This window comes from Pseudomonas sp. D4002 (assembly GCF_013385665.1).
GTDB lineage: Bacteria > Pseudomonadota > Gammaproteobacteria > Pseudomonadales > Pseudomonadaceae > Aquipseudomonas.
In genome coordinates this window covers 134,097-149,027 of the sequence record NZ_JACAPN010000044.1, presented here as the reverse complement: position 1 = coordinate 149,027, position 14,931 = coordinate 134,097, and the positions used below count along the sequence as shown (strand labels likewise).

15 protein-coding genes are annotated in these 14,931 nt (G+C 60.9%); 6 read left to right on the top strand and 9 right to left on the bottom strand.

The features are described from left to right. Window positions 1–112 precede the first annotated feature (112 nt). Window positions 113–796 (top strand): DNA-3-methyladenine glycosylase, encoded by a 684-nt coding sequence (locus HX824_RS27490; RefSeq protein ID WP_177055623.1) that lies wholly within the window; start codon window positions 113–115, stop codon window positions 794–796. A 113-nt stretch (window positions 797–909) separates the two neighbouring features. Beyond that, a complete protein-coding gene (locus HX824_RS27485; RefSeq protein ID WP_003215428.1) occupies window positions 910–2,226 on the top strand; it encodes a bifunctional DedA family/phosphatase PAP2 family protein in 1,317 nt (438 codons plus the stop codon). Here the strand turns inward: HX824_RS27485 and HX824_RS27480 are convergent. The 4 genes from HX824_RS27480 to HX824_RS27465 all read right to left on the bottom strand — a co-directional run bounded on the left by HX824_RS27480 (window position 2,223) and on the right by HX824_RS27465 (window position 4,229). Further along, on the bottom strand, window positions 2,223–2,429 hold the full coding sequence (locus HX824_RS27480; protein WP_087694439.1) for a hypothetical protein: 207 nt from the start codon (window positions 2,427–2,429) through the stop codon (window positions 2,223–2,225). The genes HX824_RS27485 and HX824_RS27480 overlap by 4 nt on opposite strands. 112 nt (window positions 2,430–2,541) lie before the next feature. Then, complete coding sequence (locus HX824_RS27475; protein ID WP_003215426.1) at window positions 2,542–3,132, bottom strand: LON peptidase substrate-binding domain-containing protein; 591 nt, start codon at window positions 3,130–3,132, stop codon at window positions 2,542–2,544. Between the two features lie 21 nt (window positions 3,133–3,153). Continuing rightward, entirely contained in the window at window positions 3,154–3,870 is a 717-nt protein-coding gene (locus HX824_RS27470; RefSeq protein ID WP_003215425.1) for an LrgB family protein, read from the bottom strand. After that, window positions 3,867–4,229 (bottom strand): CidA/LrgA family protein, encoded by a 363-nt coding sequence (locus HX824_RS27465; protein ID WP_003215424.1) that lies wholly within the window; start codon window positions 4,227–4,229, stop codon window positions 3,867–3,869. Before HX824_RS27465 ends, HX824_RS27470 begins: the two co-directional genes overlap by 4 nt. 179 nt (window positions 4,230–4,408) lie before the next feature. Here HX824_RS27465 and HX824_RS27460 point away from each other — a divergent pair, with 179 nt between their 5' ends. From HX824_RS27460 to HX824_RS27450, 3 genes are all read left to right on the top strand, one after another. Beyond that, window positions 4,409–4,864: a MaoC family dehydratase gene (locus HX824_RS27460; protein ID WP_177055621.1), complete on the top strand. Its 456-nt coding sequence runs from the start codon at window positions 4,409–4,411 to the stop codon at window positions 4,862–4,864. Window positions 4,865–4,967: 103 nt separating this feature from the next. Continuing rightward, window positions 4,968–6,686, top strand: coding sequence for a C13 family peptidase (locus HX824_RS27455; protein WP_008436527.1), 1,719 nt, complete (start codon window positions 4,968–4,970; stop codon window positions 6,684–6,686). 28 nt (window positions 6,687–6,714) lie between these two features. Beyond that, entirely contained in the window at window positions 6,715–7,356 is a 642-nt protein-coding gene (locus tag HX824_RS27450) for an oxidoreductase (RefSeq protein WP_003215421.1), read from the top strand. A 148-nt stretch (window positions 7,357–7,504) separates the two neighbouring features. Here HX824_RS27450 and HX824_RS27445 read toward each other — a convergent pair whose 3' ends face one another. The 5 genes from HX824_RS27445 to HX824_RS27425 form a co-directional block, all read right to left on the bottom strand. Continuing rightward, entirely contained in the window at window positions 7,505–7,789 is a 285-nt protein-coding gene (locus HX824_RS27445) for a YceK/YidQ family lipoprotein (protein WP_023659172.1), read from the bottom strand. Beyond that, entirely contained in the window at window positions 7,782–8,411 is a 630-nt protein-coding gene (ubiX, locus tag HX824_RS27440) for a flavin prenyltransferase UbiX (protein ID WP_003219402.1), read from the bottom strand. Before ubiX ends, HX824_RS27445 begins: the two co-directional genes overlap by 8 nt. Continuing rightward, complete coding sequence (gene mpl, locus HX824_RS27435; protein ID WP_003219401.1) at window positions 8,408–9,757, bottom strand: UDP-N-acetylmuramate:L-alanyl-gamma-D-glutamyl-meso-diaminopimelate ligase; 1,350 nt, start codon at window positions 9,755–9,757, stop codon at window positions 8,408–8,410. The genes ubiX and mpl overlap by 4 nt, the downstream gene beginning before the upstream one ends. A gap of 218 nt (window positions 9,758–9,975) precedes the next feature. Next, entirely contained in the window at window positions 9,976–10,962 is a 987-nt protein-coding gene (locus HX824_RS27430) for a hypothetical protein (RefSeq protein ID WP_256347054.1), read from the bottom strand. A 232-nt stretch (window positions 10,963–11,194) separates the two neighbouring features. Beyond that, window positions 11,195–13,105 (bottom strand): sigma-54-dependent Fis family transcriptional regulator, encoded by a 1,911-nt coding sequence (locus HX824_RS27425; protein WP_008436524.1) that lies wholly within the window; start codon window positions 13,103–13,105, stop codon window positions 11,195–11,197. 286 nt (window positions 13,106–13,391) lie between these two features. Here HX824_RS27425 and HX824_RS27420 point away from each other — a divergent pair, with 286 nt between their 5' ends. Further along, window positions 13,392–14,912 (top strand): aldehyde dehydrogenase family protein, encoded by a 1,521-nt coding sequence (locus HX824_RS27420; RefSeq protein ID WP_177055619.1) that lies wholly within the window; start codon window positions 13,392–13,394, stop codon window positions 14,910–14,912. Window positions 14,913–14,931: the final 19 nt, after the last annotated feature.

Genomic DNA, 14,931 nt, shown 5'->3' with positions numbered 1-14,931 from the left:
AGCGGTGAGGGGCGGATGGTCGAAATGAACTGTAAAAACCCGACGTTCAGCGGGAATTAAGGCTGGAGTTGTTATCATCCTGTCACATTTAGCCGTATTACCTTTGATCGCCATGTCCAGTTTCTCGCCGCTGATCCCCGCCAACGCCCTGCCCGACGGCTTTTTCGACCGTGACGCGCAACTGCTCGCGCGCGAATTGCTCGGAAAAGTCATTCGCCATCGTGTTGGTGATTTGTGGCTGTCGGCACGAATTATCGAAACCGAAGCGTATTACCTCGCCGAAAAAGGCAGCCACGCGTCCTTGGGCTACACAGAAAAGCGTAAGGCTTTGTTTCTGGATGGCGGGCACATCTATATGTACTACGCCCGCGGCGGTGATTCGCTGAACTTCAGCGCCCACGGTCCGGGCAATGCGGTGCTGATCAAATCAGCCTATCCGTGGGTCGACGAAGTCTCCGGCCCGGCCAGCCTGGCGCAGATGCTGCTGAATAACCCGGACGCCAGCGGCAGGCCACGACCCTCGCAAAAGCTGTGCGCCGGCCAGACCTTGCTGTGCAAGGCGCTGGGTTTGAAGGTGCCGATGTGGGACGCCAAGCGCTTTGACCAGGAACTGCTCTACGTGGAAGACGTAGGGGTGGCGCCAGCGCAGATCATCCAGACCACCCGCCTGGGCATTCCCGGTGGGCGCGATGAACACCTGATGTACCGCTTCGTCGATGCCGGTTATGCGCCGTATTGCACACGGAACCCGCTGCGCCGGGGCCAGGTCGAAGGCCGCGACTATTTTTTGATTTGAAAACATACATAAACCTGTAGGAGCCCGGCTTGCCCGGCGATAGCGGACTCAAGGACGCCATCGCCGGCAAGCCGGGCTCCCACAAGGACGATCTACAAAAGGGAGTTGATTGTATGGGCCCATGGCTCGATAGCATTACCGGCTGGCTGACCCTGAACCCGCAATGGCTGGCCGTGGCGGTGTTTATCGTGGCGTGCGTGGAGTGCCTGGCCATTGCCGGCCTGATCGTACCTGGCACGGTATTGCTGTTTGCCATCGCCGCCCTGGCCGGCAGCGGCGCACTGTCACTGGGAGAAACCCTGTTGCTGGGCTTCCTCGGCGGCGTGCTGGGCGATGTTGTTTCCTACTTCCTCGGTCGCCATTTCCACCAGAACATCCGGCGCCTTCCCGGCCTGCGGCATCACCCGGAATGGATGAGCGGCGCCGAGGCCTACTTCCAGAAGTACGGCATCGCCAGCCTGTTGGTAGGCCGCTTCATTGGCCCGCTGCGGCCAATGTTGCCGATGGTTGCGGGCATGTGCGACATGCCCTTCCCACGTTTTGCCGCCGTGAGCCTGCTGGCCGGCGCAGGTTGGTCGGTGGCGTATCTGTTGCCGGGTTGGGCCACCGGCGCGGCCTTCCGCCTGCCATTGCCCGAAGGCTTCTGGCCGGAGGCCGGGATTGTCGCCGCCTGTCTCGCAGTGTTGATCGGCGTAAGCCTCAACAGCAGCCTGCGCGGCCATCGGCGCGCCACCCTATGGATTGGCTGCATTGGCGGCACACTGTTGATCGCGTTGTTTATCGGCTATCCCTACCTCAACGACTTTGACCAGGGCTTGATGGCACTGGTGCAGGAACACCGCGGCCCGGCGATCGACCGGGCAATGGTGATGGTGACCCAGCTCGGCGAGTTCAAGAAGATGTTTGTCGCCAGCGCGGTGCTGACCGGCCTGCTGGTGGTGGCGCGGCAATGGCGCCAGGCAATCTTTGTCGGCGCCACCCTGCTGGGCGCGGCGCTGATCAATACCGGGACCAAGCTGTTTTTTGCGCGGATGCGCCCCGAAGTGCTGACCGACCCACTCACCAGCTTCAGCATGCCCAGCGGCCATGCGTCCGGCTCGTTTGCATTCTTCCTGGCCTTGGCAGTGCTTGCCGGTCGCGGTCAACCGACACGACTGCGCCTGACCTGGCTGGTGCTTGGCTGCATTCCCGCCGCCACCATCGCGATTTCCCGGGTGTACCTGGGTGCACACTGGCCGACGGACATCCTGGCCGGCACCCTGCTGGCAATGACGGTGTGCGCCTTCAGCCTGACGTTAAGCCAGCACCGCAGCCTGTTGCCACCGATGCCGCCGAGAGTCTGGTGGCTGATCCTGCCGGTGTGTGGCGCGGTGCTCGGGTTCATTGCGTTTACCGGCACTTCCCACGCGCTGCTGAGGTATGCCTACTAGGCAGGCCCCAGCCAATCCAGGGGTGCAGCGCGGCGTTCGACGCTGCGCTCGCGCCGCTCCAGAAGCATTTCGTCAGCAATCTCCGCGGCGCGTTCGGCGATGTACTCCGCGCCGCGACCGTCGTTCATATGAAGAATTTGCGTGGTGACGGCCATAAAAAACGCATCCCACACGACTTGCTCCGATTGCGAAAGCCGAATCATCCTTTCCCCCTGATCATCGTTACGTGACTGCCAACTATTTCAGGCAACGGGATCAGGACAACCACGGAAAATCTGAAGACCGGGAAGGACAAGTCCGAGTGACACTCGCGGGTCAGGTGAACAGCTCGCCCTGCAACTCATCCAGCAGCAACTGGATCGCGTCCAGGCGCTGTTGCGGGTCATCGAGTTGCAACAGGTCGATCTTGTCGGCCTCGGTAAAGGGCAGCAGATAGGCCAACTGATTACCCAGGGCTTGCTGGCCATCGGCGTGGGTGCCCATATCCAGGGACGCCACCATCGGATGCTCGGCCAGGGCATGAAGCAACGCCAGCAAGTCAGCGTCTTCCTCTTCCAGCGGTTGCTCGGGATGCTCGTGCAGCCATTGCACCTCGGCCACCAGTAACTGGTCCTTCTGCACACCGGCATCACGCACGCGGAAACGCCGGCCACCCTCGACCCGAATCCCCAGCAGGCCATTGTCCTGCTGCTTGAAGTCGCGGATCAGCGCCTCGCAGCCAATCAACGCATAGCCATCCGGCGCCAGCCCCACTTCCTTGCCGTCGAGGATGCACACCACGCCAAAGCTTTCGCCCTTTTTCATGCAGCGGCTGATCATGTCCAGGTAACGCGCCTCGAACAGCTGCAGGTCGAGGGTGCACCCGGGAAACAGCACGGTATTGAGCGGGAAAAGCGCCAGACTCATAAAGGTTTCCTTAAACCCGACTTAAATAACCAGCGACACGGCCAACGGCAGGAACACCGCCGTGGCCACGCCCATCAGACTCATGGCCAGCGCCGCAAAGGCGCCGGTCTCTTCGCTTTCCTGCAAGGCCACCGACGTACCTACAGCGTGGGCGGTCATGCCCAGCGCCATACCGCGCGCTTCGGGGCTGTGCACGCCCAGCCGTGACAGATACGCCGGACCGATCATCGCGCCGATCACCCCGGTGATCAGCACGAACACCGCCGCCAGTGCCGCCACGCCGCCGATCTGCTCGGCCACCAGCATCGCAATCGGTGAGGTCACGGACTTGGGTGCCATGGTCATCAGCATCATGTGTTCGGCGCCAAACCACCAGCCCAACAGCACGCACAGGCCGGTGGCCAATACGCCTCCCACCACCAGCGTAGTAAAAATCGGCCAGAACAATTGGCGAATTCGTCGCAGATTCAGGTAAAGCGGCACCGCCAGGGCTACCGTCGCCGGGCCCAGCAGGATGCTCATGATCTCGGTGCTCTTGCGGTACTCGACGTACGTCAGGCCACAGCCGAGCAACACACCGATCACCAACAGCATCGACACCAGCACCGGTTGCAGGAAAATCCAGCGGGTTTTCTCGAAACCGGCCAGCACCAGCTGATAGGCGCCGAGGGTGATGCCGATGCCGAACAACGGGTGATGAATCACGGCGGCCCAGGCGCCCTGCCAGTCCAGTGTCATTGGCCGTCCTCCCGCTGCGCCTGGCGCTTGACCAGTTTCTGCATCAGCACGCCGACAAAGCCCATGGCGATCACCAGCGACAGCACCAGCGCGCCGACGATGGCCCAGAAGTCGGCGGCAATGTCCTTGGCATACACCATCACACCGACCGCAGGCGGCACCAGCAGCAATGGCAAATAACGCAGCAGACTGCTGGCCGCCAGGCTCAGGGGTTCACCGACTTCGCCGCGCCACACCAGGAAGGCCAGCATCAGCAGCAGCCCGATAATCGGCCCCGGCAGCACCGGGACAAACAAATGATTGATCGCCGTGCCGAGTAATTGAAACAGCACCAGCCATGTCAGACCGCGTAACAGCATCCGTTCTTCCCCCCAAAAGCGTGTCGGCATTATAAGCACGCTGCCTCTATGGAGCGGCATTCGCCAAAAGCATGGTGGGTTGACCGGGCCAAGTGCCCGTGATGATCTACATTGGTTCTCTGGACCTGTCCAAAACTACAAAAACGATGAAGCCAACCGAGCAAAGAAGGAGAGTCGCAATGCCCTCAGTACCCGTAGCGCAACTCAAAGAATATGTCGGCAAGGAACTGGGACGTTCTGCATGGCTCACCATCGACCAGGAACGTATCAACCTGTTCGCGGAAGCCACCGGCGATTTTCAGTTCATCCACGTCGACCCGGTGAAAGCCGCCCAGACCCCGTTTGGCGGCACCATCGCCCACGGTTTCCTGTCGCTGTCGCTGATACCCAAGCTGATCGAAGACATCCTGATCATGCCCGAAGGCCTGAAGATGGCGGTCAACTATGGCCTGGACAGCGTGCGCTTCATCCAGCCCGTGAAGGTCGACTCCAGGGTGCGCCTGGCCGTGACCCTGACCGACGCCACCGAGAAAAAACCTGGGCAATGGTTGCTTAAAGCCACCTGCACCCTGGAAATCGATGGCCAGGACAAACCGGCCTACATTGCAGAATCGTTGTCACTCTGCTTCGTATGAAGCCTGGCTGTGGTGAGCCCGTCCGCTCACCACAATTCATGTAAATTTATGTATAGATCTCGCAGCTGCGGCATACTCGGCGCTCAATTATCCGGATCCCGCTATGCGCCCACTCGCTCCCCTTGCTCTTGTCCTGTTGCTCACCGCGTGCGGCGACGGCGAATCGCTGTTGCCGCCCGATGCGCGGCTGCCCGATGGCGGTCGTTACCGTGGCGACGTGGTCAATGGCTTGCTGCAAGGCCAGGGCCGGGTGGATTACCCCAATGGCAGCTGGTACGCGGGCCAGTTCGATAAAGGCCAGTGGCACGGCCAGGGCGAATGGCATGGCAGCAACGGCGAGGTCTATAAAGGCCAGTTCCAGCAGGGCCTGTTCGACGGCCAGGGCAGCCTGACCACGTCGGGCAACAGCTACGTCGGCGGTTTCAAACAAGGCAAGCGCAACGGCGAAGGCACCCTCAAAGAGGGGCAGATGACCTATCGCGGCGAATTCAAGGACGACCAGTATTCCGGCCTCGGCCGCCTCGAGCTGGCCGACGGCAGCCAGTACCAGGGCCAGTTCGCCCACGGCAAGCCCAACGGCGAAGGCCAGCGCAACGACGACAGCGGCAACCAGTTCAGCGGCCGCTTCGTCGATGGCCAGCTGGAGGGCAACGGCACCTTCAACAGCGCCGACGGCGACATGTACATCGGCCATTTCAAACAAAACCAGCTCAACGGCAAGGGCCGCTACGAAAACGCCGACGGCGACGTATGGATCGGCGAATTCAAGGAAGGCGCCCTCAGCGGCAAGGGCGAACTGATCGGCGTCGATGGCAGCCACTACGTCGGCCAGTTCGTCGACTGGCGCTTCACAGGCACAGGCCGCCTGAACCTCACCGACGGCAGCTTCTATATTGGCGGCTTCGACAGCGACAGCTATCAAGGTCGTGGCACTTTGGTGCTCACCGACGGCACCGTGCAGGCAGGCACCTGGGTCAACGGCATGCGCGTGCGCGACGCCGAGGGCAAATTGTTGCCTGACCCGCTGGAAATCGGCCTGTTTGCCCAGGGCCACTTGCTGGATGCCGCCCTCGCCGCCGTGCCCGCGTCCAAATCGGGGGTGGAGCTGTACACCCTGGTGGTGGCCGGCGACGGCAAACAAAGCGTGTTCCTGCGCGAAGCCGACTACGTCAGCAACATGCTTGCCACGCGCTTCGGCGCCTACGGCCAGATCCGCCTGGTGAACCATCGCGACCATATTGCCGACCGCCCGATGGCCACTCGCGAAAGCCTGCGCCGCGCAGTCCAAACCCTGGCCGAACGCAGTGGCCCGCAAGACCTGGTGTTTATCTACCTGACCAGCCACGGCACCCACGAGCACGAACTGGTGCTCGACCAGCCGCGCATGGAGCTGGCCGACCTGCCGGCCGATGAGCTGGCCGCCGTGCTGGCACCGCTGAAGAACCGCGACAAGATCATCGTGATTTCGGCCTGCTACTCCGGCGGGTTCATCCCGGCCCTGAAGGACGAACACACCCTGATCATGACCGCCTCGCGCGCCGATCGGGTGTCGTTCGGCTGCTCCGAAGAGGCCGACTTCACCTACTTCGGCGACGCCCTCTTTGCCCAGGCCTTCAACCAGACCGACGACCTGCAGCAAGCCTTCAAGCTGGCACAGACCCACGTGGCCGAACGCGAACAGGCGGACAACTTCGAAGCCTCCGAACCGCAGATCTGGGCCCCCAAAGGCGTAATCGCCCATTGGCAATTATTACGCAAACAGCAGGCACGAAAGGCGCTCGAAAGCGTCTCAATGAATAGCAAGGAAGCCAAGAGCAACTAAGCTGAATCTGTATCAAGGGGGAAACATCATGTACCTGACGCCTCAGCATATCTTGCTCGCCGGAGCCTCCGGCCTGACCGGGGAGCATCTGCTGGACCGCCTGCTCAACGAGCCGACCGTGACCCGCGTGCTGGCACCCAGCCGCAAGCCTCTGGCCGAGCATCCACACCTGGAAAACCCGGTGGGCGACCCGGCAGTATTCCTGCCGCAACTGAGCGGCCAGGTGGACATCGCCTTCTGCTGCCTGGGCACCACCATCAAGCAGGCCGGCTCCGAAGAAGCGTTCCGCGCCGTCGACCTGGACATGGTCGTGGCCTTTGCCAAGCGCGCCCGGGAAATGGGGGCGCGGCACCTGATCGTGATCAGCGCAATCGGCGCCGACCCGAAATCTTCGATCTTCTACAACCGCGTCAAGGGCGAGATGGAACAGGCGTTGAAAGCCCAGGATTGGCCGCAGTTGACCATCGTCCGACCTTCGCTGTTGTTGGGTGAGCGATTGGAACCGCGGCTGGCCGAGCAACTGGCCGGGCCATTGTCGCGGCTGATTCCGGGCAAGTACCACGGCATTGAAGTGTGCGAACTGGCGCGGGCGATGTGGCGACTGGCGCTGGAAGAGCAGGATGGGGTGCGGGTTATAGAGTCGGACGAGCTGCGCAAGCTCGGCAAATAACACGTAATTCCAGGCAGGACACCATCCAAATGTGGGAGCGGGCTTGCTCGCGAATGCGGTGGATCAGTCAATGATACAGTGACTGATCCACCGCATTCGCGAGCAAGCCCGCTCCCACATTGGATTTCTGTTAATACTGGGATAAGTACTAAAGCCCGCCCGTCGCGTTAAACCCAACCCCCAGCACCGTCAGCACCGACAGCGGCAACAGCAGCGTGTCGAGCAAGGCACTGGCCGGCAGGTCGACATGGGGATAGCTCGGCGCCTCGGCCCCAAAACGGTCCATCGCGCAGCACCCGCCCTGAATCGCATACATGTCCAGCCGCGTGCCGGCATACACCACCGGCGCGCCGGGCTGGGCGGCGTCCAGGGTTCGCGCAGTCGCACACCCGGTCAGTTGCAGCGCCAGCAGCACCATCAATAGTTTATTCATCACTGCTCAAATGGTGCTCGCCCCAGCGCGGCAGCATGTCCTGGGGAATGTTCAGCAGGTTGAGAATCCGCGCCACCACAAAGTCCACCAGGTCATCGATGGTCTGCGGCTGGTGATAGAAGCCCGGCGACGCCGGCAAGATAGTCACGCCCATGTTCGACAGCTTGAGCATGTGCTCCAGATGGATGCTCGAATACGGCGCTTCGCGCGGCACCAGAATCAACTGGCGACGCTCCTTCAAGGTCACGTCCGCCGCGCGCTCGATCAGATTGTTGCAGGCGCCCGTGGCAATCGCCGACAGGGTCCCGGTGGAACACGGCACCACCACCATCGCGGCCGGTGCACCAGAGCCCGACGCCACCGGTGACATCCAGTCTTCCTTGCCATAGACCTTTATCTGCCCCGCCGCCGCACCGGTGTACTCGGTGAGGAAGGCCTGCATCATCTGCACTTTGGGCGGCAACGCCACATCGGTCTCGGTGGCCAGCACCAGTTGCGCGGCCTTGGAGATCAGGAAGTGCACCTCGCGGTCTTCGCGCACCAGGCAGTCCAGCAGGCGCAAGCCATAGGGCGCGCCGGACGCGCCGGTCATCGCCAGGGTGACGCGTTCCGGGCCGCTCACTTCAGGGCCTCGGCGAGTTTGCCATGCAGGCCGCCAAAGCCGCCGTTGCTCATGATCACCACGTGAGTGCCGGGCCTGGCCTGGTGTTTCACGTGTTCGATGATGCCTTCCAGTGAGTCGCGGCAAATCGACGGCACCGTGCACAACGCGGCGATGGCAGGCAGGTCCCAACCGAGGTTGGCCGGCGCGTACCACACAACCTGGTCGGCATCGTTGACGCTTTCCGGCAAACCATCACGGTGGGCGCCCAGCTTCATGGAGTTGGAGCGCGGCTCGATAATCGCGATCACCTGGGCATCACCCACACGCTTGCGCAAGCCATCCAGGGTAGTGGCGATGGCCGTCGGGTGGTGGGCAAAGTCGTCATAGATGGTAATCCCATTCACTTCGGCGACCTTTTCCATCCGGCGCTTGACGCTTTTGAACGCGCTCAAGGCCGCAATGCCCATGGACGGCACCACGCCGACATGCCGCGCAGCCGCCAGGGTGACCAAGGCATTGGCGACGTTGTGCTGGCCGGTCATGTCCCAATCGACGATGCCTTGGGCGACGCCTTCGAACAGTACTTCAAATTTGGAGCCATCTTCGCTCAGCAGCTTGACCTGCCATTGGCCGCCAGCACCGGTGGTTTGTACCGGGGTCCAGCAGCCCATCTCGATAACTCGCTGCAGGGCAGGCTCGGTGGTGGGGTGAATCACCAGGCCTTCGCTGGGAATGGTGCGCACCAAGTGGTGGAACTGCCGCTCGATGGCCGCCAGATCAGGGAAGATGTCCGCGTGATCGAACTCCAGGTTGTTCAGGATCGCCGTACGCGGGCGGTAGTGAACGAACTTGGAGCGTTTGTCGAAGAACGCGCTGTCGTACTCATCGGCCTCGATGACAAAAAACGGGGTGTCGCCGAGGCGCGCCGACACCGAGAAATTCTGCGGCACGCCACCAATCAGGAAGCCCGGGCTCATGCCCGCATGCTCCAGCACCCAGGCCAGCATGCTGCTGGTAGTGGTCTTGCCATGGGTACCGGCAACGGCGAGTACCCAACGGCCTTGCAACACATGATCGGCCAGCCATTGCGGGCCAGACACGTACGGCAAACCTTTATTCAGTACATATTCGACTGCCGGGTTACCGCGCACCATGGCATTGCCGATCACGACAAGGTCCGGGACCGGGTCGAATTGCGCCGGGTCATAACCTTGGGTCAGCTCAATGCCCTGGGCCTGCAGTTGCGTGCTCATGGGTGGGTAAACGTTGGCATCGGAGCCAGTAACATGATGGCCCAGTTCTTTGGCGAGCACCGCCATGGAGCCCATGAACGTGCCGCAAATACCGAGAATATGAATGTGCATAGTCGACCTCGTAAAACATCGAGGCAGGTTAGCGCAGGGAAGGGAAAATCGCACTCTTTAGCTGTAGCACGCAGGCCTTGGGGGGTAGCCGCCATTGTTTGTCAGAGCGTAGGGGAATATTCGATAAGTCCGGTGCCACAGGATGCATGCATGGCATCGGACCCATCGCCAGTTTGACTGAGCATCATCCATGACTCGAAAGTTTACGCGGGGTTATGTCACACGACTTTTGTTTCGGCAGACTCTGCCGGTAATGACAGCGTTCCCATGTGCAACAACTTCCCTATGAACTTGTTTAATGCGTCGAATTTTTTATCAATAACATCCAGACGGCCTTTGTCATCGGTGCCGTCTGCGGGAGTGGCAATGTAAGGCCGGAATACCATGTCGTTTTCGTCCGCCAGTTTTTTAAGCTGTTCCTCCGCAGTTTTATACAAGGCCTCAAGCGTTTCCAGGCGCTCGCTTGGCGTACGCGACGAGGAGTCGCTCATTTTAAGTGCCGGAGCATTCGTTCCTTGACGCATTGCCATAATATTGTTGGCAATGACTTCCATGCGCAACTCGGCCAGGCCCAAGCGCGCGGTCGTGGCACCCGTGTCGGTGTCCTGCGTGGCGACGACCGATGTTGTTCCGTCGGTTTTCGCGGCAGGCACCTGCGTGCTTGGAGCCGGCTGGTGAGCCGGAGGGAGCAGTGGCGTATTGTTTGTAAACTGCGCCTTGATTGTCTCGCCAGACCAAACCGAGCCTGCGTAGGTACCAATACTCAGGGGAGCGCTGACCAATCCGCTTATACCCGCACTGACAAAGGCGTCGCGGGCTACCGTTGCCGCCTGGGGCGAGGTGTTGAACACCCCGGCCTTGACCAGCCGATCAGCAACCATCAGGTTTTGAGTCACCTGTGCCAAATCTTTAGGATCTGCGCTGGCCTGAGGCTTGAACGGCCGGTTGGCAGGCCCTTGGTTCATCAATTTTTGTTGTGTCAGCGTTTGAAAATTATTGGGTTTCTCGGGCTTGGGTAGCGTTGTGGAGGTGTCTGTGGCCGGATTTTTCCCTAACCGGGGTTTAGGTTGGGGAGCTATTGGAGGGGAGCTGCCCTGGCCACCGGGACGTACTATCGGAGGCGTTACACCGCCATTGCGCGGGGCCGGTGGTTTATTCACTGGAGGTAGATTGACCGTGTTGGGCCGAACTCTAATACTATTCATGATTATTATCTCACTTGTTGTTACTATTTACCCATAAGCGCTATTAGCGAGTTATCGAGACAATCGACAACCGCCAACTTAGTAACTAAACAGATAATGAACGTTCCAGAAGACAGTCACCCACACACGAAAATACATGACAAAACATTAATACGGTGCGACGCCATTATTTAACGCACAGTCGCCCACAACACAGATTGATCACTCACAGCCAGAACAGGTAACGTCATCATTACACCTGACGCGCTATACCATACTTACGTAACTTTCTATAAAGCGTATTTCTACTGACTCCAAGCACCGTCGCCACGTGCGTCATATGCCAGCGTTGCTGCACCAATGTTGCCAGCAATGCCTGGCGCTCGGCAGCATCCAGCAATGAGTTTGCCGGTTCACTCATCGCCACCGGCAGGGTTTGCACGGCACGAATCTGTGCAGGCAGGTCATCAAGCCTCACCCGCCCGTCCTCACACAGTGCGGCAAGGGTGCGCAACACCGTGCGCAACTGCCGCACGTTGCCCGGCCACGCGAACGCCAACAGGGCCTGGCGGGCCTCGCCGTCAAGCTGCACCGCCTGATCTCCCGCTTCTTCGGCCAACAGGAAGTCCAGCAGTTGCAACTTGTCACTGCGCTCGCGCAACGGCGGCAAGGCCACTTCCAGGCCATTGAGCCGGTAATACAGGTCTTCACGAAAACTACCGTCCTGCACCCGATCAAGCAGATTACGGTGGGTAGCGCTGATAATTCTGACATCAACCGCTTGCGGTTCACCGCCGATGGGCACCACCAAGCGGTCTTCAAGCACCCTTAATAGCCGGGTTTGCAAAGCCAGCGGCATATCGCCGATTTCATCCAGAAACAAGGTGCCACCATCTGCCTGCTGCAGCTTGCCGCGCATGCCTTCCTTGCGGGCGCCGGTAAAACTGCCGCCGCGATAACCGAACAGCTCGCTTTCGATGAGGCTTTCCGGGATGGCTGCGCAGTTGAGGGCCACAAAGGCTTTATCTGCGCGCAGGCTTGCATGGTGCACGGCCTTGGCAAACGCCTCTTTGCCAGACCCGGTTTCCCCTTGGATCAGCAAAGGCACATCACGCTCGAACACCCGCAAGGCTCTGCGGAAATCGTTTTGCAGCGCCGCGTCTCCAAGGCAAATGCCCGGCAATCGCGGCCGCTCCGGCAAGGCGTGGGCCACCGGCACCGGTACGCTGCGTGGCTGGCCGCGCAACACCGCGAACAAGCCACGGCCATCGCGGGTACGCAGGGGCCAACTGGCGCTGGCGTTCGCGCTGGCACGCCCGAGCAACTCATCGAGCGAACAATCGAAAAACGCCTCGACCGGCTGCCCCAACAACCCGCCACGGATTTGCCCGAGCAGGTTCAACGCACTCTGGTTAACCGCACAAATGCGCCCTTCACCATCGAACGCCAGCAGCCCTTCGCTGAACAGGCCCACAGACTCTGCCTGCAAATGAAAGCGCAGCAACCAGTGGTGCTCAAAATGGCGCAGGAAGTAACAGCTCTCGATCATCTTCGCCGAAAGATTGACCAGCGCCATGGTGTGGAACTGGCTCTGGCGCGACACCGCCTCCCGGGCCGAAGACACATCCAGCACCGCCAGCAGTTCGCCATGAGGGTCGAACACCGGGCTGGCCGAGCAGGTCAGGCCGGTATGTCGGCCACGAAAGTGTTCATCGCGATGAATCGTCAGGGACTGGCGCTCCACCAGGCAGGTGCCGATGCCGTTGGTGCCTTCGCAGGCCTCGCTCCAATCGGCACCCAGCCACAGCCCGGCACCCTCGAAGATCTTGCGCTCGCTGGGGGCGGTGACGCAGTTGAGGATCACCCCACGGGCGTCGGTCAGCAGCACCGCATGGCCGGCGCCGGAGAGCTGTTGATGCAGGCTGTTCATTTCATTGCCGGCGATGCTCAGCACTTGTTGCAGGCGTTCGCGGCTTTCCAGCAGGCGGCCATGTTCGAGCACCGTGGGCGCGATGGTCAGTGCGGGGTCGAGGTGATAGTCCTCAAGACAACGCAGCCAGGAGCGGGCGATGGACGGATCGCTGCCGGGGCCATGCAGCGGGTCCTGCCCACGGGTGACCGTCAGGACTTGTTGGGCATGGCGACTGAAATGATCGTTTTGCATGTTCTTATTATTCTCCCTGCGTGAAGTACACCGCGCGCGAGTGCCCAGCATCCTCCAGCCTCCCGACCAATGCAATCCCGGGCAGACCCACCGGTCACAGGCTGTACCGCTTATGGCACAAACTGTCACCCAGGCTGTACCAAGCTTGCCACAGCAACGGTTTGCAACAACCTCTAAACCCTTGATTTACAGGCTCTACGAGGCACTGGCCCGACCTTTGCTCTACGCTTTAACAAGCACAACCGTGCGTCCTCCAATAAACACAAAAAGCCAGGAGATACCCACCATGCGTTACGCACACCCCGGTACTGAAGGCGCGATCGTTTCGTTCAAGGCCAAGTACGGCAACTACATCGGCGGTGAGTTTGTCGCGCCGGTCGATGGCAACTATTTCACCAACACCTCGCCGGTCAACGGCAAGCCCATCGCCGAATTCCCGCGCTCCACTGCCAAGGATATCGACAAGGCCCTGGACGCCGCCCACGCCGCCGCTGACGTCTGGGGCAAGACCTCGGCCCAGGACCGCTCGCTGGTACTGCTGAAAATCGCCGACCGCATCGAACAGAACCTCGAACTGCTGGCCATCACCGAAACCTGGGACAACGGCAAGGCCGTGCGCGAAACCCTGAACGCCGACATCCCGCTGGCCGCGGATCACTTCCGCTACTTCGCCGGCTGCATCCGCGCCCAGGAAGGCAGCAGCGCCGAGATCAACGAACACACCGCCGCTTACCACTTCCACGAACCGCTGGGCGTGGTCGGCCAGATCATCCCGTGGAACTTCCCGCTGCTGATGGCCGCCTGGAAACTCGCGCCAGCCCTGGCCGCCGGTAACTGCGTGGTGCTCAAGCCTGCCGAGCAAACCCCGCTGGGTATCAACGTGCTGATGGAACTGATCGGCGACCTGCTGCCGCCGGGCGTGCTGAACGTGGTGCACGGCTACGGCAAAGAAGCCGGCGAAGCCCTGGCCACCAGCAAGCGCATCGCCAAGATCGCCTTCACCGGCTCCACGCCAGTGGGCTCGCACATCATGCACGCGGCCGCCGAGAACATCATTCCGTCCACCGTTGAGCTGGGCGGCAAGTCGCCGAACATCTTCTTCGCCGACATCATGAAAGCCGAACCGCAATTCATCGAGAAAGCCGCTGAAGGCCTGGTGCTGGCGTTCTTCAACCAGGGCGAAGTGTGCACCTGCCCTTCCCGCGCGCTGGTGGAAGAGTCGATCTACGACGACTTCATGAAAGTGGTGATGAAGAAGGTCGAGTCGATCAAACGTGGCGACCCGCTGGACACCGACACCATGGTCGGCGCCCAGGCGTCCGAGCAGCAATTCGACAAGATTTTGTCCTACCTCGAAATCGCCAAGGGCGAAGGCGCCGAGCTGCTGACTGGCGGCAAGGTCGAGAAGCTGACCGGCGATCTGGCCACCGGCTATTACATCCAGCCAACCCTGCTCAAGGGCACCAACAAGATGCGGGTGTTCCAGGAAGAAATCTTTGGCCCGGTGGTGAGCATCACCACGTTCAAGGATGAAGCCGAAGCCCTGGCGATTGCCAACGACACCGAGTTCGGCCTGGGTGCCGGCCTGTGGACCCGCGACATCAACCGCGCGTACCGCATGGGCCGGGCGATCAAGGCCGGGCGTGTATGGACCAACTGCTATCACCTGTACCCGGCGCATGCCGCGTTCGGTGGTTACAAGAAGTCCGGTGTGGGCCGTGAGACTCACAAGATGATGCTTGATCACTATCAGCAGACCAAAAACCTGCTGGTGAGCTACGACATCAATCCGCTGGGCTTCTTCTAACTCACAACCCGCTCCCACA

Bases quoted from the DNA above. Each gene is read 5' to 3' on its own strand.
- HX824_RS27490 (WP_177055623.1), top strand. From the start codon at position 113: ATGTCCAGTTTCTCGCCGCTGATCCCCGCCAACGCCCTGCCCGACGGC.
- HX824_RS27485 (WP_003215428.1), top strand. From the start codon at position 910: ATGGGCCCATGGCTCGATAGCATTACCGGCTGGCTGACCCTGAACCCG.
- HX824_RS27480 (WP_087694439.1), bottom strand. From the start codon at position 2,429: ATGATTCGGCTTTCGCAATCGGAGCAAGTCGTGTGGGATGCGTTTTTT.
- HX824_RS27475 (WP_003215426.1), bottom strand. From the start codon at position 3,132: ATGAGTCTGGCGCTTTTCCCGCTCAATACCGTGCTGTTTCCCGGGTGC.
- HX824_RS27470 (WP_003215425.1), bottom strand. From the start codon at position 3,870: ATGACACTGGACTGGCAGGGCGCCTGGGCCGCCGTGATTCATCACCCG.
- HX824_RS27465 (WP_003215424.1), bottom strand. From the start codon at position 4,229: ATGCTGTTACGCGGTCTGACATGGCTGGTGCTGTTTCAATTACTCGGC.
- HX824_RS27460 (WP_177055621.1), top strand. From the start codon at position 4,409: ATGCCCTCAGTACCCGTAGCGCAACTCAAAGAATATGTCGGCAAGGAA.
- HX824_RS27455 (WP_008436527.1), top strand. From the start codon at position 4,968: ATGCGCCCACTCGCTCCCCTTGCTCTTGTCCTGTTGCTCACCGCGTGC.
- HX824_RS27450 (WP_003215421.1), top strand. From the start codon at position 6,715: ATGTACCTGACGCCTCAGCATATCTTGCTCGCCGGAGCCTCCGGCCTG.
- HX824_RS27445 (WP_023659172.1), bottom strand. From the start codon at position 7,789: ATGAATAAACTATTGATGGTGCTGCTGGCGCTGCAACTGACCGGGTGT.
- mpl (WP_003219401.1), bottom strand. From the start codon at position 9,757: ATGCACATTCATATTCTCGGTATTTGCGGCACGTTCATGGGCTCCATG.
- HX824_RS27430 (WP_256347054.1), bottom strand. From the start codon at position 10,962: ATGAATAGTATTAGAGTTCGGCCCAACACGGTCAATCTACCTCCAGTG.
- HX824_RS27425 (WP_008436524.1), bottom strand. From the start codon at position 13,105: ATGCAAAACGATCATTTCAGTCGCCATGCCCAACAAGTCCTGACGGTC.
- HX824_RS27420 (WP_177055619.1), top strand. From the start codon at position 13,392: ATGCGTTACGCACACCCCGGTACTGAAGGCGCGATCGTTTCGTTCAAG.